At 62.0% G+C, this 26,293-nt stretch carries 26 protein-coding genes and 1 tRNA gene; 14 read left to right on the top strand and 13 right to left on the bottom strand.

All coding sequences use genetic code 11. The features are described from left to right. Positions 1-75 precede the first annotated feature (75 nt). Entirely contained in the window at positions 76-372 is a 297-nt protein-coding gene (locus U3648_RS15810; protein WP_420860195.1) for a hypothetical protein, read from the bottom strand. A gap of 32 nt (positions 373-404) precedes the next feature. Further along, a complete protein-coding gene (locus tag U3648_RS15815; RefSeq protein ID WP_420860196.1) occupies positions 405-1,466 on the bottom strand; it encodes a DUF2793 domain-containing protein in 1,062 nt (353 codons plus the stop codon). A gap of 252 nt (positions 1,467-1,718) precedes the next feature. Here U3648_RS15815 and U3648_RS15820 point away from each other — a divergent pair, with 252 nt between their 5' ends. Next, on the top strand, positions 1,719-3,848 hold the full coding sequence (locus U3648_RS15820) for a DEAD/DEAH box helicase (RefSeq protein WP_420860197.1): 2,130 nt from the start codon (positions 1,719-1,721) through the stop codon (positions 3,846-3,848). A 3-nt stretch (positions 3,849-3,851) separates the two neighbouring features. Here the strand turns inward: U3648_RS15820 and U3648_RS15825 are convergent, their stop codons facing one another. The 5 genes from U3648_RS15825 to U3648_RS15845 form a co-directional block, all read right to left on the bottom strand. Beyond that, positions 3,852-4,865, bottom strand: coding sequence for an oligopeptide/dipeptide ABC transporter ATP-binding protein (locus U3648_RS15825; RefSeq protein ID WP_420860198.1), 1,014 nt, complete (start codon positions 4,863-4,865; stop codon positions 3,852-3,854). Then, complete coding sequence (locus tag U3648_RS15830) at positions 4,865-5,833, bottom strand: oligopeptide/dipeptide ABC transporter ATP-binding protein (protein ID WP_420860199.1); 969 nt, start codon at positions 5,831-5,833, stop codon at positions 4,865-4,867. The genes U3648_RS15825 and U3648_RS15830 overlap by 1 nt, the downstream gene beginning before the upstream one ends. A gap of 1 nt (position 5,834) precedes the next feature. Then, positions 5,835-6,746: an ABC transporter permease subunit gene (locus U3648_RS15835; protein ID WP_420860200.1), complete on the bottom strand. Its 912-nt coding sequence runs from the start codon at positions 6,744-6,746 to the stop codon at positions 5,835-5,837. 10 nt (positions 6,747-6,756) lie between these two features. Further along, positions 6,757-7,680, bottom strand: a complete 924-nt coding sequence (gene oppB / locus U3648_RS15840) for an oligopeptide ABC transporter permease OppB (protein WP_420860201.1) — start codon at positions 7,678-7,680, stop codon at positions 6,757-6,759. A 77-nt stretch (positions 7,681-7,757) separates the two neighbouring features. Beyond that, positions 7,758-9,389, bottom strand: coding sequence for a peptide ABC transporter substrate-binding protein (locus tag U3648_RS15845; RefSeq protein WP_420860202.1), 1,632 nt, complete (start codon positions 9,387-9,389; stop codon positions 7,758-7,760). A 360-nt stretch (positions 9,390-9,749) separates the two neighbouring features. Between U3648_RS15845 and U3648_RS15850 the strand changes: the two genes are divergently transcribed. Further along, positions 9,750-10,340: a hemerythrin domain-containing protein gene (locus tag U3648_RS15850; RefSeq protein WP_420860203.1), complete on the top strand. Its 591-nt coding sequence runs from the start codon at positions 9,750-9,752 to the stop codon at positions 10,338-10,340. 63 nt (positions 10,341-10,403) lie between these two features. Here the strand turns inward: U3648_RS15850 and ykgO are convergent, their stop codons facing one another. Next, positions 10,404-10,529 carry a type B 50S ribosomal protein L36 gene (gene ykgO, locus U3648_RS15855; RefSeq protein WP_010141322.1) on the bottom strand — a complete coding sequence of 42 codons (126 nt, stop codon included), beginning with the start codon at positions 10,527-10,529 and terminating at the stop codon, positions 10,404-10,406. Positions 10,530-10,616: 87 nt separating this feature from the next. Further along, positions 10,617-10,691, bottom strand: a tRNA-Val gene (locus U3648_RS15860). Positions 10,692-10,850: 159 nt separating this feature from the next. Between U3648_RS15860 and U3648_RS15865 the strand changes: the two genes are divergently transcribed. After that, positions 10,851-11,717, top strand: coding sequence for an N-formylglutamate amidohydrolase (locus U3648_RS15865; RefSeq protein WP_420860204.1), 867 nt, complete (start codon positions 10,851-10,853; stop codon positions 11,715-11,717). A gap of 3 nt (positions 11,718-11,720) precedes the next feature. Here the strand turns inward: U3648_RS15865 and U3648_RS15870 are convergent, their stop codons facing one another. Then, positions 11,721-12,974 (bottom strand): DNA polymerase IV, encoded by a 1,254-nt coding sequence (locus U3648_RS15870; protein ID WP_420860205.1) that lies wholly within the window; start codon positions 12,972-12,974, stop codon positions 11,721-11,723. 112 nt (positions 12,975-13,086) lie between these two features. On the opposite strand from U3648_RS15870, the gene U3648_RS15875 reads away from it, so the two are divergent. The 5 genes from U3648_RS15875 (at position 13,087) to U3648_RS15895 (ending at position 16,631) form a co-directional block, all read left to right on the top strand. Next, positions 13,087-14,238: a beta propeller repeat protein gene (locus U3648_RS15875; RefSeq protein ID WP_420860206.1), complete on the top strand. Its 1,152-nt coding sequence runs from the start codon at positions 13,087-13,089 to the stop codon at positions 14,236-14,238. A 72-nt stretch (positions 14,239-14,310) separates the two neighbouring features. Continuing rightward, positions 14,311-14,916 carry a hypothetical protein gene (locus U3648_RS15880; protein WP_420860207.1) on the top strand — a complete coding sequence of 202 codons (606 nt, stop codon included), beginning with the start codon at positions 14,311-14,313 and terminating at the stop codon, positions 14,914-14,916. Beyond that, complete coding sequence (locus U3648_RS15885) at positions 14,913-15,338, top strand: NUDIX hydrolase (RefSeq protein WP_420860208.1); 426 nt, start codon at positions 14,913-14,915, stop codon at positions 15,336-15,338. Before U3648_RS15880 ends, U3648_RS15885 begins: the two co-directional genes overlap by 4 nt. A 124-nt stretch (positions 15,339-15,462) precedes the next feature. After that, positions 15,463-16,356 (top strand): SPFH domain-containing protein, encoded by an 894-nt coding sequence (locus U3648_RS15890; RefSeq protein WP_420860209.1) that lies wholly within the window; start codon positions 15,463-15,465, stop codon positions 16,354-16,356. Beyond that, the gene (locus U3648_RS15895) at positions 16,356-16,631 is read left to right on the top strand and encodes an NfeD family protein (protein WP_420860210.1); all 276 of its coding nucleotides are present in this window, start codon (positions 16,356-16,358) and stop codon (positions 16,629-16,631) included. Before U3648_RS15890 ends, U3648_RS15895 begins: the two co-directional genes overlap by 1 nt. Before the next feature lie 200 nt (positions 16,632-16,831). On the opposite strand, the gene pyrF is transcribed toward U3648_RS15895, so the two are convergent. Next, positions 16,832-17,548 (bottom strand): orotidine-5'-phosphate decarboxylase, encoded by a 717-nt coding sequence (gene pyrF, locus U3648_RS15900; RefSeq protein ID WP_420860211.1) that lies wholly within the window; start codon positions 17,546-17,548, stop codon positions 16,832-16,834. An 89-nt stretch (positions 17,549-17,637) separates the two neighbouring features. Further along, on the bottom strand, positions 17,638-17,805 hold the full coding sequence (locus tag U3648_RS15905; RefSeq protein WP_420860212.1) for a hypothetical protein: 168 nt from the start codon (positions 17,803-17,805) through the stop codon (positions 17,638-17,640). A gap of 222 nt (positions 17,806-18,027) precedes the next feature. Between U3648_RS15905 and clpB the strand changes: the two genes are divergently transcribed. Both clpB and U3648_RS15915 read left to right on the top strand, forming a co-directional pair. Further along, a complete protein-coding gene (clpB, locus tag U3648_RS15910; RefSeq protein WP_420860213.1) occupies positions 18,028-20,646 on the top strand; it encodes an ATP-dependent chaperone ClpB in 2,619 nt (872 codons plus the stop codon). Positions 20,647-20,717: 71 nt separating this feature from the next. Then, positions 20,718-21,341 carry a class I SAM-dependent methyltransferase gene (locus tag U3648_RS15915; RefSeq protein WP_420860214.1) on the top strand — a complete coding sequence of 208 codons (624 nt, stop codon included), beginning with the start codon at positions 20,718-20,720 and terminating at the stop codon, positions 21,339-21,341. 8 nt (positions 21,342-21,349) lie between these two features. Here U3648_RS15915 and U3648_RS15920 read toward each other — a convergent pair whose 3' ends face one another. After that, the gene (locus U3648_RS15920) at positions 21,350-21,826 is read right to left on the bottom strand and encodes a fasciclin domain-containing protein (protein ID WP_420860215.1); all 477 of its coding nucleotides are present in this window, start codon (positions 21,824-21,826) and stop codon (positions 21,350-21,352) included. Positions 21,827-22,074: 248 nt separating this feature from the next. On the opposite strand from U3648_RS15920, the gene U3648_RS15925 reads away from it, so the two are divergent. The 4 genes from U3648_RS15925 (at position 22,075) to msrQ (ending at position 25,865) form a co-directional block, all read left to right on the top strand. Beyond that, positions 22,075-23,574 carry an FMN-binding glutamate synthase family protein gene (locus U3648_RS15925; protein WP_420860216.1) on the top strand — a complete coding sequence of 500 codons (1,500 nt, stop codon included), beginning with the start codon at positions 22,075-22,077 and terminating at the stop codon, positions 23,572-23,574. A gap of 162 nt (positions 23,575-23,736) precedes the next feature. After that, positions 23,737-24,240 carry an FCD domain-containing protein gene (locus U3648_RS15930; RefSeq protein WP_420860217.1) on the top strand — a complete coding sequence of 168 codons (504 nt, stop codon included), beginning with the start codon at positions 23,737-23,739 and terminating at the stop codon, positions 24,238-24,240. A 108-nt stretch (positions 24,241-24,348) separates the two neighbouring features. Beyond that, positions 24,349-25,248, top strand: a complete 900-nt coding sequence (msrP, locus tag U3648_RS15935) for a protein-methionine-sulfoxide reductase catalytic subunit MsrP (RefSeq protein WP_420860218.1) — start codon at positions 24,349-24,351, stop codon at positions 25,246-25,248. Beyond that, positions 25,248-25,865 (top strand): protein-methionine-sulfoxide reductase heme-binding subunit MsrQ, encoded by a 618-nt coding sequence (gene msrQ, locus U3648_RS15940; RefSeq protein WP_420860219.1) that lies wholly within the window; start codon positions 25,248-25,250, stop codon positions 25,863-25,865. The genes msrP and msrQ overlap by 1 nt, the downstream gene beginning before the upstream one ends. Positions 25,866-26,293: the final 428 nt, after the last annotated feature.

A 26,293-nucleotide genomic window follows, 5' to 3' on the forward strand; every position in this document is an offset into this window, starting at 1 on the left:
ACGCTTGCATGTCTACCCGCGCAGAGAGGAAAAACTCGGCGGATTTCCCCTCACGCAATGGTTGTGGTTGCTGGATTAGTAAGCTGGCAGGTTGACCGGCCCGTCGCTGTCCAGAAGCAAGGGGTCGGGGTAGCGCGTCGCGTCGCCTGCCTCCGGCCCGTGTGGTAGAACGAGGCGAAGATACAGCTGTCCGGCCTCCCGACGCACAGCAGAGGCGAGCCATTTGCAGTCAAACTCGTCTATATCCACGGTTTCTCCCTCGGCAATGCCAGTCAGGTCGAGCAGCTCTCCGTTCAGGATCAGGGCATCGCCGCTTTTCTCGACGGTGAGCGGTTCATTGTGACGCACCGGCGCCAGTTCGATATGCATCATCTTTGGGTCCTTCCAGATTTTTGCTGACAGGGTCAGAACCAGCGTCCGATTACCGACATGTCGCACGTCACGGCGCTTTGGGTTCCCGTGGTCGGGATGAAGACCGCAAAGTTCACTGCGGTAGAGCTTTTTGCGCCGGTGACACAACAGCGGGGGCTTAAGCCCGGATTGGGCATGATCGTCTGGGCGTAGTTGTTGTCGACGAACATCGCAGGAAACGCCCAGGTGGCCCAGCCGGACGATACTGCCGCTTGCCTGTGCCAGCACATCTGCGTGCCGTCCGCAAATCTGACATAGCGACCATTGGCATTCTCGCCGTATTCGAACGCCGCACCGGTCGGAACACCCGCAACTTCTGACACTGTGCCCAAAAGGTTCCCAGGGCCATAGCCATAGTCGGCGCGCATCAACCGTCCGGGTGTTGTGTCGGTTGGGCTTTGCTGCACGGATTGGCCCGAAACGGTGGCGTCGGTTGCGTCAAAGGACAGGGCGGTGACCCAGCTGGTTCCATCCGGGCTGACCTTGACCGAAAAATCGTCAGACCCGATCGTGCCCAGTTCGGCGCGTCCCGACCAATTTGTCTGGTAAAGAAAGCTTGCTGTATCGGGGGCGGTCGCCTTGTTGATCTTCATCTGGTGGCCCGCGCCGTCATGGGTGAACAGCGATGCCTCTGATAGGACAGCCAAGCGGTTGGTCGCGTCTGCTGTCGTCGACACCCCCAGTTGATCCACATAGGTCCCGGCCGGTTCCCACTGGGTGCCATCAAAGCGCCATGCCGCGCCGGTCGGCGCAACATCGGCCCGCCACCCGGCCTTGGGCGGAATGAAATCCCAATAGGTGCCGGTCCATTGTGCAATGGATTGGTCCTGTCCGGCCCAGTCCCCGGTCGCCCCGGCCCCGACCAGATAGCAGTCGCCGGTTGTTGGCCCGACTGGCGGGGTTGGGGTCGGTGCGTCCAACACGGCCAATTGGCTTGCGACATCCAGAATGCGCAGGGCTTCGTTGTGGGTGACGTGTTTCTGCGCTTGCGACGGCAGGATCAGCGGCAACTCAAGGGAGGGTGTCTTGTCGCTCCACATGCGGCGTCCTTTCATGAAGGGAGGGTTCGGTCGGATTGCGGGGACAATCGCAGAACCGCCTTTCCGGAGGGGAAAGGCCCCGTGCGACCGTGGCAGGATTTGTTAACCAAACAGGGCCAGACCCGCCGCCCCGTCATGGCTTCCATGCAAAGATTGCGCATATACATTTGCGCCGTCTCGCAGTAGGAGGGCCACTCTGCCCCTTGTGATGACCGGCAGAAAAAGCGGCGCATGGTGCGCCCGAGAGCTGACGGATACCCCCTTCCCATGATCAAGACCCTTTCCGATGCACTGGCCGAACGTGGCTATGACCAGTTGACCGAGGTGCAGGAGGCCGTGACCGCGCCGGGCCTCGAGCACGCGGACCTTCTGGTGTCCGCACAAACCGGATCGGGCAAAACCGTGGGCTTTGGGCTCGCCATCGCGCCCAGCATTCTGGGCGAGGACGAAATGCTTGGCCGTCCGGAAACCCCGGTGGCGCTGGTCGTCGCACCCACCCGCGAATTGGCGTTTCAGGTAATGCGCGAACTGGGCTGGCTTTATGCCAAGGCCGGGGCACGGGTCGTCTCTTGTGTCGGCGGGATGGACATGCGCGATGAACGGCGCGCGCTTGAACGCGGCGCGCATATCGTTGTCGGAACACCCGGCCGCCTGCGCGACCACATCCAGCGCAATTCGCTCGACCTTTCGGCCATGCGGGCTGTCGTTCTGGACGAGGCGGACGAGATGCTCGACCTAGGGTTTCGGGAAGATCTGGAATTCATCCTTGCCGCCGCCCCCGAAGACCGGCGCACACTGCTGTTCTCGGCCACCGTGCCGCCGATGATCGCCAAGCTGGCACAGCAATTCCAGAAAGATGCGGTTCGGGTCACGACCGTCTCTGGCAAATCCCAGCATGCCGATATTTCCTATCAGGCGATCCGGGTTGCCCCGAACGACGCTGAATCGGCCATCTTCAACCTTCTTAGGTTCCACGATGCCCGCAACGCGATCATCTTCGCCAACACCCGCGCGGCTGTGAACCACCTTGCTGCTCGTCTCGCGAACCGGAATTTCTCGGTGGTCAGCCTCTCGGGCGAGTTGAGCCAGAGCGAACGAACCCATGCCCTTCAGGCGATGCGCGACGGTCGGGCGCGAGTCTGCGTGGCAACCGATGTTGCCGCGCGCGGGATCGACCTGCCCAACCTCGAACTGGTGATCCACGCCGAACTCCCCTCGAACTCCGAAGCGTTGCTGCACCGCTCGGGTCGCACGGGCCGCGCCGGTCGCAAGGGGACATCGGCCCTGATCGTACCGCCGAAATTGGCAAACAAGGCAGAGCGCCTGTTGAAATTCGCCAAGATCACCGCCGAATGGACCGAAGCACCCAGCGCGGACGACGTGCTGCGCAGAGACGAAGACCGGTTGTTGAACGACCCGGCATGGGACGATGAGCCGACCGAAACACAGGCTGCCTTCGCGGCACGCCTGCTTGATCTTCATTCGCCCGAGAAGATCGCGGCGGCTTACCTGCGGCAGTATCACGCCGCGCGCTCGGCCCCGGAAGACCTGTCGCCGCCCGATGCGAAACAGCCGCCCAAGGAACGCAAGCCCTTTGGACCCAGCGCCTGGGTTGCCCTGTCGGTTGGCCGTGACGACCGGGCCGAACCGCGCTGGCTTCTGCCAATGCTCTGCCGCGCCGGGAACCTGCAAAAGGATGACATCGGCGCAATCCGCATCCAACAAAGTGAATCCTTCGTCGAACTGGCCGAGGCCTCCGTCGACAGGTTCCTGTCGGCGCTTGGCGACAAGGCCGAACTTGAAGAAGGCGTGACCGTCCGCCGTTTGGACAGTGCACCGGACCTGAAACCGGCCGCGCGCGGCCCGCGCCCCGACCGTCCCGAACGTCCGGCCCGACCGGAGCGGCACAACGCACCCGAACGCAAACCCCGCCCCACCCCGGCGGAGCCTGCCGCCGAGCCCCGCCAATTCACGCCCCGCCCCGCCCCCCGCGACGACGCCGATAAACCGACCCGCAAGGTCTGGGACAAGGACAAGCCGCGCAGCAAGGGAAAGCCGGGGGATAAGCCCTTTTCCAAAGGCAAGCCCGCAGGCGACCGGCCGGAAAAGGCAAAGCATTGGGACAAGCCCACGGGCAAACCCGGTGGCGGAAAACCTTGGGAGAAATCGGGTGACAAGCCCAGGGGCAAGCCGCGGTCCAACGACGACAGCCGCCCCAAACGTCGCCCCGCAGACGAGGTAACCCCGTTCCGCAAAGGGGCATCCGACCCGTCGCATCGAATGGAGCGTCCCGGAAAACCCGGCGGGAAACCGGCTGGCAAACCGGGCTTCAAGGGCGGCAAACCCGGCCCGCGCAAGGCAGGTGGGTCCGAGCCGCCCCGTCGCCCGAAACGCTAGACCCTAGCCCGCAGCCGCCAGCACATCCTCGGCCTTGTGGAACGGGCAGGCGACGCCGTGTCCGTCGCCAAGGTCGATCGTCTCAGGCTTGGCCTGTGCGCAGCTGTTCTGCGCCTTGGGGCACCGGGTGCGGAACACGCAGCCCGATGGTGGGTTCAGGGGCGACGGCAACTCCCCCTCGATCACCAGACGGGGCCGGGCCCGTTCCAATGCCGGATCGGGGATCGGAACCGAGGAAATCAGCGCCTGAGTATAGGGGTGTTCAGGCCGGGTCGTCAGAACATCCGCCTCGGCCCGTTCCATGATCGTGCCCAGATACATCACCACGATCCGGTCCGAGATGTGCTTTACCACCGACAGGTCATGGGCGATGAAGATCATCGCCAGACCCATATCGCGCTGAAGCTCCATCAAGAGATTCACCACCTGCGCCTGCACCGACACATCCAGTGCCGAGACAGGTTCGTCACAGATGAGAAGTCGCGGGCGAAGGATCAGGGCGCGGGCGATGCCGATCCGCTGACATTGCCCGCCTGAAAACTCATGCGGGTAGCGGTTGATCAGGTTTGGCAGCAGGCCCACGCGTTCCATGATCTCGGCCACGCGCTTCTTGACCTCGGCGCGCGGGGTCTTGGGTTCATGGGTGATCAGGGGCTCGGCAATAATCTCGCCCACGGTCATGCGTGGGTTCAGCGCGGCCAGCGGATCCTGAAACACCATCTGAACATCGCGGCGGTGTCGGCGGCGCTGATCGGCCGACATCGCGGCAAGGTCTTCACCATCGAACAGAATTTGCCCGGCGGACGTGGGAACCGTCCCGACGATGGCGCGGGCCAGCGTGGATTTCCCCGACCCGCTTTCGCCCACGACGCCAAGACATTCGCCCGGCGCAATGTCGAAGGACACGCTGTTGACGGCGTGCAGCTTCAGGGATGGGGTCCAGGGCCAGCTTCCGGACCGGCGGATATCGAAGGTCACGGAAACGTCGCGGGCGGACAGAAGCGGTTGATCGGACATTACGCGACCTCCTTCACGGGCAGGTGGCAGGACCGGCGGCGATTGCCGTCAAAGACCTCTAGGGCAGGGCGGTCGGCTGGGCATCTTTCCAGCTTTTGCGCGCAGCGCGGGCTGAACGGGCAGCCCTTGGGCAGGCGGGACATATCCGGCGGCTCGCCTGCAATGGTCTGGAGCATCTCGTCATCCCGGTCGAGCCGGGGAACCGCCTTCAACAGCCCCTTCGTGTAGGGGTGGCTCGGGTTGGAAAACAGGGTCTGCGTCGGAGCCTCTTCCATGATCTGGCCGCCATACATCACCAAGGTCCGGTCACAGAACCCGGCGACGACCCCTAGGTCGTGGGTGATCAGGATAATCGCGGTCCCGAACTCTTCGCGGATATCGCCCAGAAGCTGCATGATCTGCGCCTGCACCGTCACATCCAGCGCGGTCGTCGGTTCATCCGCAATCAGCAGGCGCGGACGACATAGCAACGACATGGCGATCATCACCCGCTGGCGCATCCCGCCCGAAAACTCGTGCGGAAACATCCGCACCCTGTTCTTGGCGTCGGGAATGCGCACGGCGTCCAGCATCTTGGTTGCCTCGGTGATCGCCTCGGCCTTGGACATGCCCTGATGCAGCATCAGAACCTCGGCCATCTGGTCACTGACCCGCATGTAGGGGTTGAGCGATGTCATCGGGTCCTGAAAAATCATTCCGATCTCGCGCGACCGGATCTTGTTCAATTCAGCGGGCTTCATCGACAAAAGGTCGTGCCCGTCGAAGTTCACCGTGCCTGTGGCCGCGCCGTTCTTGGCCAACAGGCCCATCACGGCAAAGGCAGTCTGGCTTTTGCCCGATCCGCTTTCGCCCACGATGGCAAGGGTCTCTTTGGGGCCGATTCCGAAGGACACGCCGTTGACGGCGTTCACCGGACCGTCGCCGGTCTGGAAGGTCACCGTCAGGTCTTCGATGGTCAGAAGGCTCATGTCAGCGGTCCTTTGGATCAAGCGCATCGCGCAGCCCGTCGCCGACAAAGAAAAAGGCGAAAAGCGTGATGAGGAAGAAGAAGAGCGGGAAGAACAACATCCACAGTGTGCCGTTGTTCATCTGTTCCGTGCCGCCGTTGATCAAGGCGCCCAGCGATGTATTGGGTTCCTGAATGCCAAGGCCAAGGTAGGAGATGAAGCTTTCGAAGATGATCATCTCGGGCACCAGAAGGGTCGCGTAGACGATCACGATCCCCAGAAGGTTTGGCACGATATGGCGCAGGATGATGGTCATGCGCGGGACGCCGATGGCCACTGCGGCCTCAACGAATTCCTTGTTCTTGATCGACAGGGTCTGGCCCCGCGCGATCCGCGCCATGGACAGCCAGGAAATCAGCCCGATCCCAAGGAAGAGCATGAAGATCGACCGGCCGAAGATAACCAGCATCAGGATCAGCACGAACATGAAGGGAATGGACATCAGGATATCGACGGTCCGCATCATGACCCCGTCCGTGCGGCCCCCGACATAGCCCGCCAGCGCCCCGTAAAGTGTGCCGACGATCACCGCCACCATGGCGCCAACGATCCCGACCAGAAGCGAAATCCGCGTGCCCTGCACGGTCCGGGCATAAAGGTCGCGCCCGTCGATATCGACCCCGAAGTAGTGGCCGGTTTCGATAGAGGGGACACCGCGGTAGGCCTGCGCCCCCATCAGGGAAAAGTCCACGTAGTCGGGTTCGAATTTCGCGAAATAGCCGCCGAATATCGCGAACAGGCTGACAAAGATCAGAACGATCAACCCGGCCACCGCGGCCTTGTTGCGGAAGAACCGGGTCCGGGCATCCGCCCAAAGGGACCGGCCCTGAATCTCGCCCATCTGTGCGGGGGCGGTATCGGTTTGCATCGACATTGCGCGCCTCCTAGTAGCGGATCTTCGGGTCGATCCATGCGTAAAGGATATCGACCAGAAGGTTGAAGGTGATGGTCAGGACGCCCACAAGGATCGTGATGCCCATGATCACCGAATAGTCGCGGTTGAAGGCCGAGTTGACGAAGAACTGGCCAATGCCACCGGTGGAAAACGCGATATCTACCACAACCGACCCTGTAATCATGCCCACGACAGCCGGCCCAAGGTAGGAAATCACCGGCAGCAGGGTCGGCTTCAGCGCGTGGCGCAGGATGACGCGGCGCATCGGCAGGCCCTTGGCCTTGGCCGTGCGGATGAAATTGGAATTCAGAACCTCTAGCATCGACGACCGGGTGATCCGGGCAATGGACGCCATGTAGGACGTCGACAGCGCGATTACCGGCATGATGACATAGTTCCATTGGCCACCATTCCAGCCGCCACCGGGCAGCCAGCCCAAACCAAGGGTGAAAATCAGCAGCAGGATCGGCGCCATCACGAAGTTCGGCAGCGCCTGCGCCCCGATTGAGATGCCGACGGCGGTATAGTCCACGGCGGTATTATGTTTGATCGCGGCGGCGACACCCAGCGCCACGCCGACGACGACAGCGAACAATGCGGACCAGAGCCCATAGGTCAGGGTCACAGGGAAGCCCTGCGCGATCACCTCGTTCACGGTGCGGTCCGTGTATTGGAAGGACGGGCCGAAATCGAACCGGAAAACAACGCCGGTCACATAGTCCAGCATTTGCTTCCACATAGGTTGATCCAACCCGTATTTCGCCTCGATATTGGCCATGACCTCGGGCGGGATCGGGCGCTCGGAATTGAACGGGCCACCGGGGGCCAGATACATCAGGAAGAAGCTGACGACGATCAGGATAAGGATGGTCGGGATCGCCACGGCCAGCCGTCGAACGATATAGGAAAACATATCGGGGCTCCGGGAATAGCCAAAGACATCCGCGCCCCCGAAAACAGGGGGCGCGGACTTTTCAGGTCACTGCGCGTTTAGTTGGCAGTGAAATACAGGTCTTTGGAGTACCAGTTCTGCTGAACGTTCTGGACGGGCCAGGACCCGACAAGGTTCTCATCCATCATGTAGACGTTTGCATAGTGGTAGATCGGCGCGATCGGCGCTTCTGCGTCAATGATCTCTTCGACCCGGGTATAAAGCGGGTTGGGATCGTCCGAGGTTTTGGCCTCGGCCAGCAGGCTGTCCACCTCGGCATTGACGAACTTGGAGTCGTTGTAGCCGGATTCGGACTGCATCAGGTCAAGGAAGGTCGAGGCTTCGTTGTAGTCGCCACACCAGCCGCCACGGGCAATCTGGAAATCGCCGTTGGACCGGGCTTCCAGGTAGGTCTGCCATTCCATGTTGGCCAGTTCCGCCTCGACGCCAAGGGTCTGCTTCCACATCTGGCTGACGGCAACGGCGATCGACCGGTGGGCGTCAGAGGTGTTGTAGAGGATCGAAGTGGTCAGCGGGTTGTCCGGACCATAGCCGGCCTCGGCCATCAGTTCCTGCGCCATCGCGTTGCGCTCGTCCTGCGTCATCGACGCGGTCGGAACATCCGGCACGGTGAACGATGCGGTCGCGCCCGGGGTGAAGGTGTAGGCCGCGGTCTGGCCGCCGGCCAGCACGTTGTCCACGATCACGTCGCGGTTGATGGCAAGGCTCAGCGCCTTGCGGACGCGGGCGTCTTGCAGGGCTTCCGGCGCACCGTCACGCAGGTTGAACATGTAGTAGTAGGAACACAGGCTCGGGAAGCTGATGGCTTCGTTCGGGTGCTCTTCCTGAAGGCGCGGGAACTGGCCGGCCGGCACTTCGGTCCGGTCAAGCTCGCCAGCAAGGAAGCGGGTAAGCGCGTTGTTTTCATCGTTGATGACCAGCGCGGTCACTTTTTCGATAATGGTGTTGTCGTTGTCCCAATACATGGTGTTGCGCTCGCGCACCGACCGTTCCTGCGGCACGTGCTCGGTCAGGACATAGGCGCCGTTCGACACGATGTTGCCCGGCTTGGTCCACTCGGTGCCATGGGCCTCAACAGTGGCCTGATGGACCGGGAAGGTGGTCGAATGGGTCACCATCTGCGCGAAGTAGGGCAGCGGTTGCGACAGATGGACAACCAGCGTGTGATCGTCGGTCGCTTCAACGCCAAGGTCTTCCAGCGGCGCTTCGCCACCGATCACCGCGTCGACGTTCTCGATCGACATCAGCGACATGTACCACGAATAGGGCGATGCCAGTTCCGGGCTGGCCGCGCGGCGCCATGCATAGACGAAGTCATTCGCGGTGACCGGATCACCGTTCGACCACTTGGCGTTGTCGCGCAGGGTGAAGGTATAGGTCATCTTGTCGTCGGACACGGTATAGCCGGTCGCGACACCCGGAACGAGGTTGCCGTCAGCATCCTGGTTCATCAGACCTTCGAACAGGTCACGGATGATTTCAGAACCGGACACGTCTTCGACAAGACCCGGATCGGTCGAGCTGTGCTCGTCCAGAACGCGGTAGGTGAATTCCTGCACGTCAGCCAGCGCTTCGCCGGTGACGGGATGCGTGGCCTGCGCATAGGCCATGCCGCCGGTCAGGACGAGCAGCGCGGCGGTGGACGCCTTGAGGGTCATTTTGATGGACATGAAATAGTCTCCCTATCGTTGGGCCCGTTCCGGGCCGTGGAGTCGGTTGCTTCTCGCGGCAAGCGCGACAATGGAGTGATCCTTTTTCCTGTTGATCAAATTAGCAAGGGGGGAAAGGAAACTGACCAAACGTCACTTTGGGTGCCGCCTTCGTTTCGGCCGCTGTTTCGTCTTTTTGACCAAATCGGGCAGTCTCTGCGCCCGAAATGGGCGATATGGGATGTGTGCCCAAGGGAACGATGCGCGGCCGCTGTGCCAAAAACGGGCGCGGATAGTTTCAGGCAGGGGTTGATTCGGCGGGCTCGGCCTTCTGCGTGTCTCGGGTCTGGAATGTCCGGCGCGCAACCATATCCTAGGGGCATGACGCATTCCGAATCCTCGAACGACCTGTCACTCGATCAACGCCAAGGGTTGCCCGACGCGCTGCAGGTGCTTTTGCGCGACTACCCGCGGGATGCGTGGGAGGCTGATCCGGCCTTTGGCGGGCTTGTCCGGTTCTGGCTGGAACGTCATCAAATGTTCCGGCGGCTGATGGCTGCGATGCAGTCCGAAACCGAAGCGCTATTGGGCCGCACCGCCGACCCGCAAAGATTCGCTGCGCGGCTGTCCCGCTATGGCAGCCATTTCATCAACGATCTTCACGGGCACCACATGATCGAGGATCAGCACTACTTCCCACTTCTGGCCCAGAAAGATTCGCGTATTATCAAGGGGTTCGATCTACTTGACGCGGACCATCACGCGCTGGACGGCATCCTGTCCGGCTTTGCCGAGGCCGCAAACGCTGCCCTTGGCGTATGGGAAGGGGACCGGGCCATTCTGCAGGACCGGGCGGGTGACCTGCAATCGACCCTGGCGGGATTGCAGCGGATGATCTCGCGCCATCTGGATGACGAAGAAGATCTGATCGTGCCGGTCATTCTGAAATACGGGGAATCCGGGTTGGGCTGACCCCCGATCCCAAAAAGAAAAACCCCGCCAAAGGCGGGGCATTCTTTCGGTCTGTCTGCCGTCTTAGCCCTGGCGGGCTTTGAACCGGCGCTGGGTCTTGTTGATCACATAGACCCGGCCCTTGCGGCGCACGACGCGGCAATCGCGGTGGCGCTGCTTGAGCGAACGGAGCGAGTTGCGAACTTTCATAGTCCTTCTCCTCATGTCGCGGCGCGGCGATTGCGCCTGTTTCGTGCATGGGCTGGCGGGGTTGCCCCCGGAAGCCCGGTGAATAGATGGTGGGCGGTACTGGGATCGAACCAGTGGCCACTACGATGTCAACGTAGTGCTCTACCGCTGAGCTAACCGCCCATCTGCCTTTCGCGATCCGTCCATCTGCGCCCCCAAAACAAAAGGGACGCGGGCGTTCCGCGTCGGGTAGCGCGGTCTTTAAAAGGAATCGCGGGGGGGATCAAGGGCTTTTGGAAAATCCGTTTTCAAAGCTATCTTCACCAGTGAAAGGAGCCCGCCTTGGACAGCGAGTCGTATCGACTTTTCCTGCCGATGTCCCGTAAAACAAGCGTTGTTTTCGGGTCGCCGCACTCTGGGAATGCCTATCCGAAGGCGTTCCTTGATCGTGCGATTCTGGACAAACACACGATCCGATCCTCAGAAGATGCTTTTGTCGACGATCTTTTTTCATCGGTTCCACTGCATGGCGCACCCTTGATCGCCGCGCAAATGCCGCGGGCCTACATTGATCTTAATCGCGGACCCAACGAACTCGACCCGGCGCTGATCGACGGGCTGCGTCGTCCCGCCCACAATCCGCGGATCGCAAGCGGGCTGGGGGTGGTGCCAAGGGTTGTCGCCAATGGGCGCCCAATCTATCGCGGAAAACTGTCGCTGGACGAAGCGTACGATCGGATTGCCAACCATTGGCGCCCATATCATGACGGGCTTCAAACCCTGCTTGACCAGTCGATGGGCAGATTCGGGCAGTCGATCCTGATCGATTGCCATTCCATGCCGCGCGAGGCACTGGATGCCGTTGGCCGGCAAGGCGCCGACCGGCCGCAGGTCGTGCTGGGCGACAGGTTCGGCGCGGCGGCAAGCAATGACATCGTCGAACAGGTCGAGGCCGCCTTTGCAGCCGCCGGGTTCCGGGTCGCCCGGAACATGCCGTTTGCGGGCGCCTATATCTGCCAGACCTACGGGCGTCCGTCGCGCGGACAACACGCGATTCAGGTGGAAATCGACAGGTCGCTCTATATGGACGAAGCCCGAATCGCCCTTCTTCCCGACTACCCCTTATTCAAGGCGCGAATCGAACAGGCGATCCGTGAAATCTGCGCCATTGGCGCGGCGGATCAGGATCAGCCCATGGCGGCGGAATAGGCCCTAGCGCAACGCGCGGCCCTTGATGATCGCATCCTTGCCGAATTTCTTGCGGATCAGATCGGCGGCACGTTCCGCGTCGGTGCGCCGTCCGGCGTCGGGGTCCAGTAGATCGCCTTCGCGGTCCGCTTCGGAGGCATTGACAAGATGCGATATCCCCACGCCAAGCAGCCGATAGGGCCCTTCGTCCCCCAGCTGGTCCAAAAGCGCCCGGCAGGTGCGATAGATGCGGTCGGCCATCTGGGTTGGCTGGTGCAACTGATGCTGCCGGGTCAGCAGCTTGTGGGAGGCGCGTTTCAGCTTCAGGGTCACGACGCGCCCCGCCATGCCCTTGGCCTTGGCCCGGTCCGACACCTGTTCGGCCAGACGCCAGATATGGCCGTCCAGAACGTCGGTATTGCCCGTATCTTCGAAAAACGTGGTTTCCTTCGAGATGGATTTGACCGGCGCATTCGGGGATACGCGCCGCCGGTCTTGCCCCCGCGCAAGGTGCCAGAGCCGGTCTCCCATACCGCCGAACCGGTGGATCAGGTCGTCTTTCTCCCAGCGTAGCAGATCGTTGAAGGTGCGGATGCCGGCCCGATCAAGGCTTTCCTGCGCGGCGGGGCCGATCCCCCAGATCATCCGGACCGGTTTGTCGCGCAGGAATTCTCCGGTCTCCGCCGCGCCGATCACGGAAAACCCGCGCGGTTTGTCCAGATCCGATGCGACCTTTGCCAGAAACTTGTTGTGGGACAGGCCAATCGACCCGGTGATTCCGATTTCGTCGTGCATCCGTTTCACCAGACGGGCCAACATGACCGCGGGCGGCGCGCCGTGCAGGCGGGCGGTGCCGGTCAGGTCCATGAACGCCTCGTCCAGCGACAGCGGCTCTACCACGGGGGTCAATTCGTCCATCATCGCCCGGACTTGCCGCGATACCTCGACATAGCGCTGCATTCGACCATGCACCACGACCGCCTCGGGGCACAGTTTCAATGCCTGAAACATCGGCATGGCGGACCGCACCCCCTTGATCCGGGCAAGGTAGCAGGCGGTCGAAACCACCCCCCGCTTGCCGCCGCCGACGATCACCGGCTTGTCGCGCAATTCGGGGTTATCGAGCTTTTCGACACTGGCGTAAAAGGCATCGCAGTCCATATGCGCGATGGTCAGGTCGAACAGTTCGGGGTGAGATGTCACACGCGGCGACCGGCAGGTCGGGCAACGGCGTCCCTCCTCGAACGTGGTCAGGCAATCGCGACAAATTGCGGGCATGGGAAAACCCTATCACTCGACTGCGCCGGGCGGGAGTGGGGCTGCTACAAATTCCCGGTGCATTTTTCAAACCCGTGCTAGGCTGAGCCAGGCAACCGAAAGGATCAAGCAAATGGGTAGCGTTACGATTCTGGTCGGCACGACCAAGGGCGCATTTCTGCTGGACGGAAACGAAGACCGAACCAAGTTCAAAGTGCGCGGCCCGTTCTGTGGCGGCTGGCCGATCAACCATGTGGTCGGGGACTCTGACACCGGAACGATCTGGGCTGGTGGCGGCGGTGACTGGTTCGGCGCCGGGGTCTGGCGATCCGAAGACGGTGGCGACACCTGGACCCTCTCAAAATTGACCAAGGGCCAGATGGACGACTGGGCCGCGAATGACCCGGATTTCGCCCAGATGATCGGCTGGGAACCGACCGAGCCGCCCTTCGGCGACGAGTTTTCGCAAGTCTGGTCCGTTGGGTACGCGCATGGAACCGTTTACGCGGGAACCAAGCCCGCCAATCTTTTGGCAAGCTCTGACAATGGCGCGACATGGGCGCGGGTCGACGGGCTGACCGATCACCCCTCGCGGCCCGATTGGCACGGCGGCGCGGCGGGGCTTGTCCTGCACACCATTGTTTCCGACCCAACTGATCCAGCCAAGATGTGGATCGGCATTTCGGCGGCCGGGGTCTTTGGCACCGAAGACGGCGGCAAGACATGGGACCGGCGCAATCGCTTGTCCAATGCCGAGGCCTGCCAGCACCACGATCACCCCGCCGCACCCCGCGATGGGGAAACCGGGCATTGCGTGCACAACATGGTGCAGGCGCCGGGCGGCGACGTTCTTTATCAGCAAAACCACCACGGCGTTTATCGCAGCGCGGACGGAGGGCGCAGTTGGGACGACGTGACCGAAGGGCTTCCCTCGACCTTCGGTTTTCCGATTGCCGTGCATCCGCGTGATCCGCAGACCGTCTGGACCCTGCCGCTGAACGGCGACACTCAGGGTCGGTTCCCGCCTGACGCAAAGGCGGCCGTCTGGAAATCGTCGGACGGTGGGCAAAGCTGGGCGGCAAAACGGGAGGGGCTGCCGCAAGAGGCCTGTTTCTTCACCGTGTTGCGGCAGGCGATGGCGAATGACCGCGCGGAACCCGCAGGGGTCTATTTCGGCACCAACACCGGGTCTGTCTTTGTCAGCCCCGATGAAGGCGAAACATGGATCGAAGCGGCCCGGCACCTGCCCACCGTCCTGGCGGTCGAGGTGCTGGAACGGTCCTGATCGGCCCTTGCCCCGGCCTGTCGGTTCCCATAGCCAGAGACCTGAAACGACAATGGGCAAGAGGTGCGACCGATGCGAAACTGGGTTTTGGGGACCGCTGTTGCGACGCTGATTGGCACAGTCGCCGCCGCGCAGGACCGCTGCCCGACAGCCGAAGACCTGGCGACAGGCATCCGGCTGACCCGCAATGACCCGCTGTTTTCAGTCGTGCTGACGCGGACTGACGAAGGCATCGCAGAGGCCCGCGTCATGTCGCGTGGCGATGGCCCCGAAGAGGTCTCGACCTTTTATTCCCACGGTTTGACTGTGTCCCGTCGGATCGGGTCGGGCGGAACGCTGGAACTGCGCTATGACCGCGACACGGCCGAACTTGATAGTCTGCCGGGCTATCGGGAATGGTCGACGCCCGTCACGCTGTTGTCCGATGGGCTAGAGGCGAACGGGGGCACCTATACCGCGCGGATCAGCGGGTTGGGTGACGCGACCATCGGCGACTGCACCTACACGGTCTGGCGGGTTCAGGACCGGCTGGAACTGGCCGGGATGCAACCTATGGTGTTTGAAAAGGCCTTTGCGCCCGACCTTGGCATTCCACTTAGTGCGATCCAGATCGCACCGGATGGATCACCCGTTTCCGGGGTATTCTTTGATGAAATCGCCATAGAGCCCGTTCAATGATCGACGCCTTCGACGGGGCCAAGGCCGCGGTCTTCATCGGGGAACACCTGTTGGTCTACCGGCGTGATAATCGCCCCGACATTCCTTGGCCCGGTCATTGGGATTTTCCCGGCGGCGGACGGGAAGGCGCGGAAACGCCAGAGGAAACGCTGTTTCGGGAAATCCGCGAAGAATTCGGATTGTCCGTCGATGAAACATCACTCCGCTGGAAACGGCGGTTCAACGCAGCCCACAACGCGCAGGCGCGGGTCTGGTTCTTTGTCCTGTCGCTGCCAGACACCGCGCGGTCAGAGATCGTCTTTGGGGATGAAGGTCAGGAATGGCGGTTGATGACGCCTGACACCTTCTTTGCCCTACCCAAGATCGTGCCCAGTTTCGGGCCGAGGTTCCAACTGTGGCTGGATGAAACCGGGGGGCTGTGAATCCGAGTCCCCCGCGCAACACAGGCCGCGTAAAACCGGCCCGCAACGGCGCATGCCATGGTTGTGCTATTGTATGGCCGCACCGACTGATTAGATTTCCCAAAACAACTTGTGGACATTTGAAATGGATATCGAACGTATGATTTCGCAGTTTTTGGGCCAGAACCTTGTGCTTCTGCTTCTCGCCGTCTTTATCATCATTTGCATCCTTGCCGGTGTGCGGATTGTGCCGCAGTCCGAAAAGCACGTGGTCGAACGGTTCGGAAGACTGCGGGCGGTGCTTGGGCCGGGGATCAACCTGATCATCCCGTTCCTTGACCGCGTAGCGCACAAGATCTCGATCCTTGAACGCCAGCTTCCGACGATGAGCCAGGATGCCATCACGCTCGACAACGTGTTGGTGCAGGTCGAAACATCCGTGTTCTACCGGATCATCGAACCGGAAAAGACGGTCTACCGAATCCGCGACGTGGACGCGGCCATTGCGACCACCGTTGCGGGGATCGTGCGCTCTGAAATCGGCAAGATGGAACTGGATCAGGTGCAATCGAACCGCTCGACCCTGACCGGCACCATCAAGGATCAGCTTTTCGCGATCGTTGATGACTGGGGAATCGAAGTCACCCGCGCCGAACTGCTGGACGTGAACCTTGATCAGGCGACACGGTCGGCCATGCTGCAACAGCTGAACGCTGAACGCGCCCGCCGCGCCCAGGTGACCGAGGCAGAGGGCAAGAAGCGGTCGGTGGAACTTGCCGCCGACGCCGAACTTTACGCCGCGGAACAGACCGCCAAGGCGCGCCGGATTCAGGCCGAGGCCGAAGCCTATGCAACTCAGGTCGTGGCCGTGGCAATCGCCGAAAACGGGCTGGAGGCCGCGCAATATCAGGTCGCGCTGAAACAGGTCGAAGCGCTGAACGCGCTGGGCAATGGGCAGGGCAGCAATACGATCGTCCTTCCGGCCAATGCGCTTGAAGCGTTTGGTGACGCGTTCAAGATGCTGCGGGGGGCGAAATAATGTCCGGCGATTGGTGGACTGTCTGGTGGGTCTGGATGGCGGCGGCCTTCGGGCTCGCCATCCTCGAGGTGATCGTTCCCGGTTATATCTTCCTTGGATTTGCAGCAGGCGCGTTGATCGTTGGGGCAATCGTCGGGGTTGGGATCACAATGGGGCTTGCCGGATCGCTGGTGGTCTTCGCAATCCTGTCGCTCGCCGCATTCATCGCGCTCCGCAAGGTCTTTGGCCTGCGCAGCGGGCAAGTGAAGATCTGGGACAAAGACATCAACGACTGAAAAATTGCCCGGTGGCGGTGGGATGGGGACACCATTGCCACCGGGCAGGATGCCTTACCAGTGTCCGGGAACGCATCCAATATCGGGAAAACGTGGCAGCTGGTCGGCTGGGGCGCGAAGGGGCACCCCTTGGATCAGGTTAGGTGGCAGGGCGTTCCGAATTCAGGGGAAAAACCACCGCAAATTCTCAGAACCAAAGATCAGGAATTCGGCCGCTGCGCCTGAGGAGAGCTGAGTTCCGCCAGAACCGCCTGCGCGGCGGCGGCGGGATCGGGCGCGGTCCAGATCGGGCGACCAACCACAACGTGATCAGCGCCATTCGCGATGGCCTCTGCCGGGGTCATCACCCGCTTCTGGTCCCCCAGGGCCGCGCCTGCGGGGCGGACACCCGGTGTCACGATCAGCTTGCCTTCGGCCTCGGGCAGGGCGCGGACAAGGGCCGCCTCCTGCGGGCTGCAAATAATTCCGTCGGCCCCGGCGTCCATTGCACGGGCAGCACGTTCGGTCACAAGATCGGCCACCGACCCGTCCTTGTAACAGGACGCGTCCAGATCTTCCCGCTCCAACGAGGTCAGAATGGTCACGCCGAGGATTTTCAGGTCAGATCCGGCGGCCCCCTCCTTGGCGGCGCGCACCACATGCGGATCGCCATGCACGGTCAGGAAATCCAGATCGAACTGGGCCAGCCCGCGCACCGCGGCCTCGACCGTTGCGCCAATGTCGAACAGCTTCATGTCAAGAAAGATGCGCTTGCCGTGTTCCTGCTTCAACTCATTGGCAAGCGCCAGCCCGCCTCCGGTCAGCATCCCAAGCCCGATCTTGTAGAAATCGACCGCATCGCCCAGCCGCCCGGCCAGTTCCATCCCCGCAATCGCATTCGGCACATCAAGTGCCACGATGAGACGGTCATCGGACATGGGGCTTCCTTTCGGCGGCTATGGCAGGGTTCCCGGCGTCATGACGTTACGCGTCCGCCCTGTCAAGCATCCATAGCCGTCAGGCCAAGTCACTGTGTTGCGCGGGTCTCGGCCATTTCAAAGGGAAGGGTGCGAGCGGTTTGCGCCGCAGTGTTCAACACGGCCCGATCATGGGCTGCCAGCATCTTTTGAATGCGATCCGCCGACGTCTTGTCGTCATGCTGGACCTCTTGTGAACAGCTATGCTCAGTCTTCATTGCCAAAGTACCCCGGCGCTACACACACTCACCGGTAGCCTTCTAGCGGGATTCGCCGAAACAGATAACCTGTCCTTCTGTCTAGGATCGGCGTCGGAAATCCTGATCCGAAACACTTGCGAAAACGACCTCGCGATCCCATTTCAGATGCAAGGCCCGACAGGGACGTGCCGCCGATGCGGGCGTTCCAATTCACCGGGTGCTTATGGAAGGAGAATGCTCATGAACTTCGAAAAGTTCACCGAGCGGTCGCGCGGTTTCATTCAGGCCGCCCAGACGATCGCTATGCGGGAAAGCCATCAGCGCGTGCTTCCCGAACACCTGCTCAAGGCATTGATGGATGACGATCAGGGGCTTGCTGCCAATCTGATCCGGTCGGCCGGCGGTAGCCCGGAACAGGTCACCTCTGCTGTGGATGCGCTTGTGGCCAAACAGGCCAAGGTGTCTGGCGGCGACGGACAGGTTTATGTCGATCCCTCGCTCGCCCGTGTTCTGGACGAGGCCGAACAGGTCGCCAAGAAGGCCGGGGACAGTTTCGTTCCGGTCGAACGGATGTTGACCGCGCTTGCGTTGGTCAAAACCCGCGCGAAAGAGGCACTGGAGGCAGGGGCCGTCAACGCCCAGAAGATCAACGCCGCAATCAATGACTTGCGCAAAGGGCGCACCGCCGACAGCGCCAGCGCCGAAGAGGGTTATGACGCACTCAAGAAATACGCGCGCGACCTGACCGAGGCCGCCGAGCAAGGCAAGATCGACCCGATCATCGGTCGGGACGAGGAAATTCGCCGCGCCATGCAGGTGCTGTCGCGCCGGACCAAGAACAACCCGGTTCTGATCGGTGAACCGGGCGTCGGCAAGACCGCCATCGCCGAAGGGCTTGCCCTGCGGATCGTCGACGGCGACGTGCCCGAATCCCTACGCAACAAACGCCTGATGGCGCTGGACATGGGTGCGCTGATTGCCGGTGCGAAGTACCGCGGCGAATTCGAGGAACGGCTGAAGGCTGTCCTGAAGGAAATCGAAGCCGCCGCCGGCGAAATCATCCTCTTCATCGACGAAATGCACGTGCTTGTCGGCGCGGGTAAAACCGATGGCGCGATGGATGCCGCCAACCTGATCAAACCGGCGCTGGCCCGCGGAGAATTGCACTGCGTCGGGGCAACCACGCTGGATGAATACCGCAAGTATGTCGAAAAGGACGCGGCCCTTGCCCGCCGGTTCCAGCCCCTGATGGTCGAGGAACCGACGGTCGAAGACACCGTGTCCATCCTGCGCGGCATCAAGGAAAAATACGAGATGCACCACGGTGTCCGCATCTCGGACGCGGCGCTTGTCGCGGCGGCGACCCTGTCGCACCGCTACATCACCGACCGCTTCCTGCCGGACAAGGCCATCGACCTTGTGGACGAGGCCGCCAGCCGTCTGCGGATGGAGGTGGACAGCAAACCCGAGGAGCTGGACGCGCTCGACCGCCAAATCTTGCAAATGCAGATCGAGGCCGAGGCGCTGAAGAAAGAGGATGACGCCGCATCCAAGGATCGTCTGACCAAGCTTGAAAAGGAATTGTCGGACCTACAGGACCGGTCGTCCGAGATGACCGCCAAGTGGCAGGCGGAACGGGACAAGCTGGAAGGCGCGCGCGCCATGAAGGAACAGCTTGACCGGGCCCGTGCCGATCTGGACATCGCCAAGCGCGAAGGCAACCTCGCCCGCGCGGGAGAGCTGTCCTACGGCGTCATCCCCGACCTTGAACGCAAGCTGGCCGAGGCGGAAACCGCCGAGGAAGACGGTGTCATGGTCGAAGAGGCCGTGCGCCCGGAACAGATTGCCGAGGTGGTCGAACGCTGGACCGGTATTCCGACCAGTCGGATGCTGGAAGGTGAGCGGGAAAAGCTCTTGCGGATGGAAGAGGGCCTGCACAAGCGGGTCATCGGCCAGAATGCCGCGGTCCGTGCCGTGGCCAATGCCGTGCGTCGGGCGCGTGCGGGCCTGAACGACGAGAACCGCCCGCTGGGGTCGTTCCTGTTCCTTGGGCCGACCGGGGTCGGCAAGACCGAGTTGACCAAGGCCGTGGCCGAATTCCTGTTCGACGACGACAACGCGATGGTCCGCATCGACATGTCCGAATTCATGGAGAAACACAGCGTCGCCCGCCTGATTGGCGCGCCTCCGGGATATGTGGGCTATGACGAAGGCGGTGTCCTGACCGAAGCAGTGCGCCGACGGCCCTATCAGGTGGTCCTGTTCGACGAGGTCGAAAAGGCGCATCCGGATGTGTTCAACGTTCTGCTGCAGGTTCTGGATGACGGCGTGCTGACCGATGGTCAGGGCCGCACCGTGGACTTCAAGCAGACACTGATCGTGCTGACGTCGAACCTTGGGGCGCAGGCGCTGAGCCAGCTTCCTGACGGGGCCGATGCCTCGGACGCAAAGCGCGACGTGATGGATGCGGTCCGGGCGCACTTCCGGCCCGAATTCCTGAACCGTCTGGACGAAACCATCATCTTCGACCGGCTGGGCCGGGCGGATATGGACGGGATCGTGGATATTCAGCTTGCCCGCCTTGAAAAGCGGCTGGCCGGGCGGAACATCCACCTCGATTTTGATGATGGCGCACGCAAGTGGCTCGCCGATGAAGGCTATGATCCGGTTTTCGGGGCACGGCCGCTCAAGCGGGTGATCCAGCGGGCGTTGCAGGACCAACTGGCCGAAATGCTGTTGGCCGGTGATGTGAAGGACGGCGACACCATCCCGGTCAGCGCCGGGGCGGACGGGCTGATCGTTGGGGACAGGATTGCAGGAAGCAACCGGCCCCGACCCGATGATGCCGTCGTGCACTAAACATTAAAAACTTGAAATGTGTGTTGCGCCCCCGCATATCTGTGGGGGCGCAATTCTTTTGAGGGTGCGGAATGTCAAAACAGGAACATTGGAACGCTGTCTACGGTGCGCGGGCCGAAGAGGCACTGACCTGGTTCGAGCCGACGGCGGAGCTGTCGCTGCAATTGTTCGACGCGTTCAGCGACAAAAGCGCAAAGATCATCGACGTCGGTGGCGGGGCATCCCGCTTTGTCGATGGGCTTGTCGCAAGGGGCGCCGGGCCGATCACCGTTCTGGACCTGTCGCCGGAAGCACTTGAAACCTCCAAGACCCGGTTGGGGGCGATGGCCGACACCGTCAACTGGGTCGCGGCCGACATCACCGAATGGACGCCGCCATCACAATGGGATTTCTGGCACGACCGCGCCGTGTTCCATTTTCTGACTGAACGGGATCAACGCGCCGCCTATTTCCGCGCCCTGTCGGCTGGGCTTGCGCCCGGCGGGGTCGCTATCATCGCGACCTTCGCACCGGACGGCCCCGAGAAATGTTCCAACCTGCCGGTTCAGCGGTGGTCGTCAGCCGACCTCGCGGTCGAGGCAGAGGCGCATCAGCCCGGCCTGTTGCATCTGGTTGAGGGGCGCCGCCATGTTCATGTGACCCCGAAAGGCAATCTCCAGCCCTTCGAGGTCAACATTTTCAAGCGTGCAGAATAGCCGCGAGATTACATCGGCGGCATGATGACCTTGTCGATCACGTGGATCACGCCGTTCGACGCTTCGATGTCGGCGGTGACGACGGTTGCGTCATTGACCATGACACTGTCGCCCAGGCCGATGGTGATTTCGGCCCCGTTCACGGTGGCGGCCATCATCCCGTCAGACAGGTCGGTCGACATGACCTTCCCGGCAACCACGTGGTAGGTCAGGATCGCGGCCAGCGCTTCGGGATCAGCAAGCAGCGCTTCGACGGTGCCTTCCGGCAGGGCGGCAAAGGCCTCGTCGGTCGGGGCGAAGACAGTAAACGGGCCTTCGCCTTTCAGGGTGTCCACCAGACCGGCCGCTTCAACCGCGGCAACCAGCGTGGTGAAGCTGCCCGCGCCGACGGCGGTGTCGACGATATCCATCGAATGGCCAGCGGCATAGGCCGGGGCAGACAGGGTGGTGGCGGCGGCAAGGGCGATAAAGCTTCTACGAAGCATTCTGTATTTCCTCCGTTGAGGATGCCGTCATTGGCATCTGAGAGGGATACGCCCGCTGTCCGGTTTGGATGACCGGATATTCTTGCCGGTCCCGCTTGACTGAGGGCCACGCCGGACTAAGCCGCCGGGATTTTGGATTTCCAGTCAAATCCAGTTGATCACTCGTGATCGAAACCCGCCGTTTGATCGGCATCATTGACCCGGTGGCCCCCTCTGCGCAGGCTGGGCTCAAACCAAAGGAGCCGCCGATGTTTTCCGAATTCACTGTCAATGTGCTCGAGGCGCTGGCCCTCTTCTTCATCCTGATCGTGGGGATCGGCGCGGCAGCCGTTCTGGCGCTGTTCATCATTGACCGGTCTCAGGGGCGGGATGCGGTGCGGCGCAACTTCCCGGTGATCGGACGGTTCCGGCACCTGTTCACGGGACTGGGTGAATTCTTTCGCCAGTATTTCTTTGCGATGGACCGAGAGGAAATGCCGTTCAACCGGGCACAGAGCGATTGGGTCGATCGCGCGGCAGAGGGGAAGGGGAATACGGTCGCCTTCGGCTCCACCCGGTCGCTGGGCGTGCCCGGCACCCCGATCTTCGTGAATGCGGCCTTTCCGCCGCTGGATGAACAGGCTGCGAAGACCGCTGCGCTGGTGATCGGTCCGGGCGCCCGCAAACCCTATTTCGCGCCATCCTTCTACAATATTTCGGGGATGAGCTTTGGCGCCCTGTCAAAACCGGCGGTGGAGGCCCTGTCGCGCGGCGCCAAGGACGCGGGCATCTGGATGAACACCGGCGAAGGTGGGCTGTCGCCGTGGCACCTGGAAGGCGGCTGCGACATCGTTTTCCAGATCGGCACGGCCAAATACGGGGTCCGCGATGCCGAGGGGCGGCTAAGCGACAACAAGTTGAAAGAGGTGGCCGACCATCCGCAGGTCAAGATGATGGAGATCAAGCTGGCGCAGGGGGCCAAGCCCGGCAAGGGCGGCATCCTGCCCGGCGCCAAGGTCACGGCTGAGATTGCACAGGTCCGGGGCATCCCCGCAGGTCAGGCCAGCATTTCGCCCAACCGCCATGTCGAGGTCGACGATTGGGGCGATCTGTTGGACCTCATCAGCCACGTGCGAGAGGTGACGGGCCTGCCCGTGGGGATCAAGACGGTCATGGGCGAAGAAGGCGCGTTTTCCGATTTCTTTGCGCTGATCAATAAGCGCGGCGCCGAATGCGCCCCCGACTTTATTACCATCGACGGGGGCGAAGGCGGAACCGGGGCCGCCCCGATGCCGTTGATCGATCTGGTCGGTGTGTCGATCCGCGAAGCCCTTCCCCATGTGGCCACCCTTCGGGATCGGGCCGGGCTGAAGGATCGGATCCGCCTGATCGCCAGTGGCAAGCTGGTCGGCCCGGGCGATGTGGCATGGGCGCTGGCCGCCGGAGCGGATTTCGTCACCTCTGCGCGGGGGTTCATGTTCAGCCTTGGCTGCATTCAGGCGCTGAAGTGCAATCGCAATACCTGCCCGACCGGGATCACCACGCATGATCCGCACCTGCAAAAGGGGCTGGTCGTGGCCGAGAAATGGAAACGGGTGTCGAACTTCGCCACCGGCATGATCAAAGAGGTCGAAACCATCGCCCATTCGGTTGGCGTGACGGAACCGCGCCAGATGCGGCCCCACCATGTGCGGATCGTGCAGCCGGATGGCACCTCGGTTCGGATGGACCGGCTTCTGGCGTTCTATAAGGGGCCGACCCCGTCCTAGCAGCGCCCCCAAAAAGAACGGCCGGCAAGGGTTGCCCCACGCCGGCCCCAGTGGTCTGAAGGAACCTCAGACTTTGACGCTGTTCTTCGCGAAGGCGAGTTCCTGTCGATTTCGCGGTTGGTCGATCTTCTCGACTCTCCCATTGCCGCAGTTCGTGACGCCGTGAAACATGCGGGGTCCAAGGGGCTTCTGATTGCGCTGCCGAAACGTGGGCTGCGCGTGATGGAAGCCAACCCTGAAACCATTCGGCGCTGTCTGGACTACCGCATGGTTCTGGACACGGCAGGGGCCGTTCGCCGGATCGCGGCGGGCAACATGGACGGTCTCGATCTTATCAAGGCGGAACATGCCGATCTGTTGACCGTGGCCAAATCGGACCGCACGGGGGGCATGCCGCAACGGGCGATCAAGACCGACCTGACCCTGCATGACTTCCTTGCCAGGGGGCTGGGCAATAGCCTGCTGACGGACGACTACGAAACCAACCGCCTGCGGATCGCGATCATCCAGAACGCCCGACCCTTTCTGCGGGACAGGATCGTTTCGGCGATGGAGGAACATCTGGCGATCATCGCGGCGCTGGAGGCTGGCGATGCAGCCGCCGCGACTGAATCTATCCGGATTCATTTCAATCAGACCCTCAGATGGTGGGGAGTCGCCCCTTAGCGGGCAGCGAGGATTGAAACGAAGACACACATCGACGTGAATCGAAGTGTTTTCGCCCTTTGGGCTGGATGGACTAATTAGTCCGAAGACAAACCCAAGGAGACAAAGATGGCGCGTCGTTGGACCAATACCCTGACCCATGCGGATGTGACCCCAAAGGCCGTTTGGCTGAACCGGCGCCAGATCATGGCCGGAGCCATCGGGTTGGGGGCCGCGGGGCTGGCCGGGCAGGGGCAGGCACAGGCCGCGCTGGAACCGAACACCTGGGAAGAGATCACAAGCTACAACAACTATTATGAGTTCGGCGTCGGCAAGACCGACCCGGCCGCCAACGCGGGCGCGCTTGATACCGCCGATTGGCGGATCACGGTCGATGGGCTTGTCGATAATCCCGGCGAATATTCCCTGACTGACCTGATCGGCGGGCTGGATGTCGAAGAACGGATCTATCGGTTCCGCTGCGTCGAAGCGTGGTCGATGGTCGTGCCGTGGAACGGCATTGAACTGGCCGATGTGCTGGATCGGATCGGGGTGCAGGACCGCGCCAAATACGTGGCCTTCGAAACCGTGGTCCAGCCAGAGGTGATGCCGGGGGTCAGCCGCCGGGTCATTCCCTTCCCCTATGTAGAGGGCCTGCGGCTGGACGAGGCACGGCACCCGCTCACGCTCTTGGCGACCGGAATCTACGGGAACCCGATCCCCAACCAGAACGGCGCGCCGATCCGTCTGGTGGTTCCGTGGAAATACGGGTTCAAGTCAATCAAGGCCATCGTGCGGATCACCCTGGCCGAAGAAGAGCCGCCCACCACCTGGAATATCCTGAACGCGCGAGAGTACGGGTTCTATGCCAATGTGAACCCAACCGTCAGCCATCCCCGCTGGTCGCAGGCAACCGAACGGCGGATCGGGGGCGGGCTGTTCGCCACGCGGCAGGATACGCTGATGTTCAATGGCTATGACGAGGTCGCCAGCCTGTATGACGGCATGGACCTTGCAAGGTTCTACTGATGTCGGTGGTTCAGTCCCTGAATACAGTACTCCGGCGCGTGCCGACTTGGCCTCTCTATATAGTGGGGTTAGGGTGGCTGGTCTGGCTGTTTTGGCTTGGCGCAACCGGGGGGCTCGGGGTTGAACCGATCGAAGCGCTGGAACATCGCTACGGCCTGCTCGCGCTACAGCTTCTGATTGCCACTCTGGCAATCACCCCGCTGCGGCGCTGGACCGGGGTGAACCTTCTGCGGTTCCGGCGCGCGCTGGGGGTCCTGTGTTTTGTCTTCGCGCTGGCGCATCTTCTGGTCTGGGCCGTTCTGGACGTTGGCAGCCTTGGCGCGGTCTGGGCCGATATCGTCAAGCGGCCCTATGTCACCATTGGGATGGCGGGCTTCCTGCTCCTCCTGCCACTGGCGCTGACATCGAACGATCTGTCGCTCCGGCGGTTGGGCGGGGCAGTCTGGCGGCGGCTGCATCTGCTGACCTACCCGGCCGCGATTCTCGGGGGGCTTCACTTCCTCTGGCTGGTGAAAGGCTTCCAGATCGAACCGGTTCTCTATGCGGTGGCGATTCTGGGGCTGCTGGCGACTCGGATTCGCACGGTCCGGGGGGTGCTTCGGGTGAAAACGGGCTGAGTCTGGCCGAGTCTTGTGGTTCATCCTGTGGATAACCCAATATCTGGCGGCCTTCCCCGGCCCGCACGGATAACATTCTTTCGTTTCCGCGGCGGTTTGCGCATCCATGATGCGGCAACTCATTAAAAACATAGGGAAATCCGGAAAAACGAAAAAAATTCGTGCAATGCAGAAAAAAGCACTTGCAGGGTCCGGTGGCCGGACGTAAATACCCCCTCACCGAAGCGGCGGACACGCAGCGACGGGGCGCCAGACGGGCCGCAGGGCAACGAGACGCAAGAAAAAATCAGAGGTGATCGAGGCGGGGCGCGCCGAAAGTTAGGGCGCATCACTGTCGATTTTGTCTCTGAGTGCTTTTTGACAATTTATGATTTGAAGAGATACGTGGGCGGTTTGGTCTGTTTATCGACGGATTGAATGTCTGTGTA

Origin of the sequence: Marivivens marinus (assembly GCF_035969385.1) — a bacterium.
Taxonomy (GTDB): domain Bacteria; phylum Pseudomonadota; class Alphaproteobacteria; order Rhodobacterales; family Rhodobacteraceae; genus SELP01.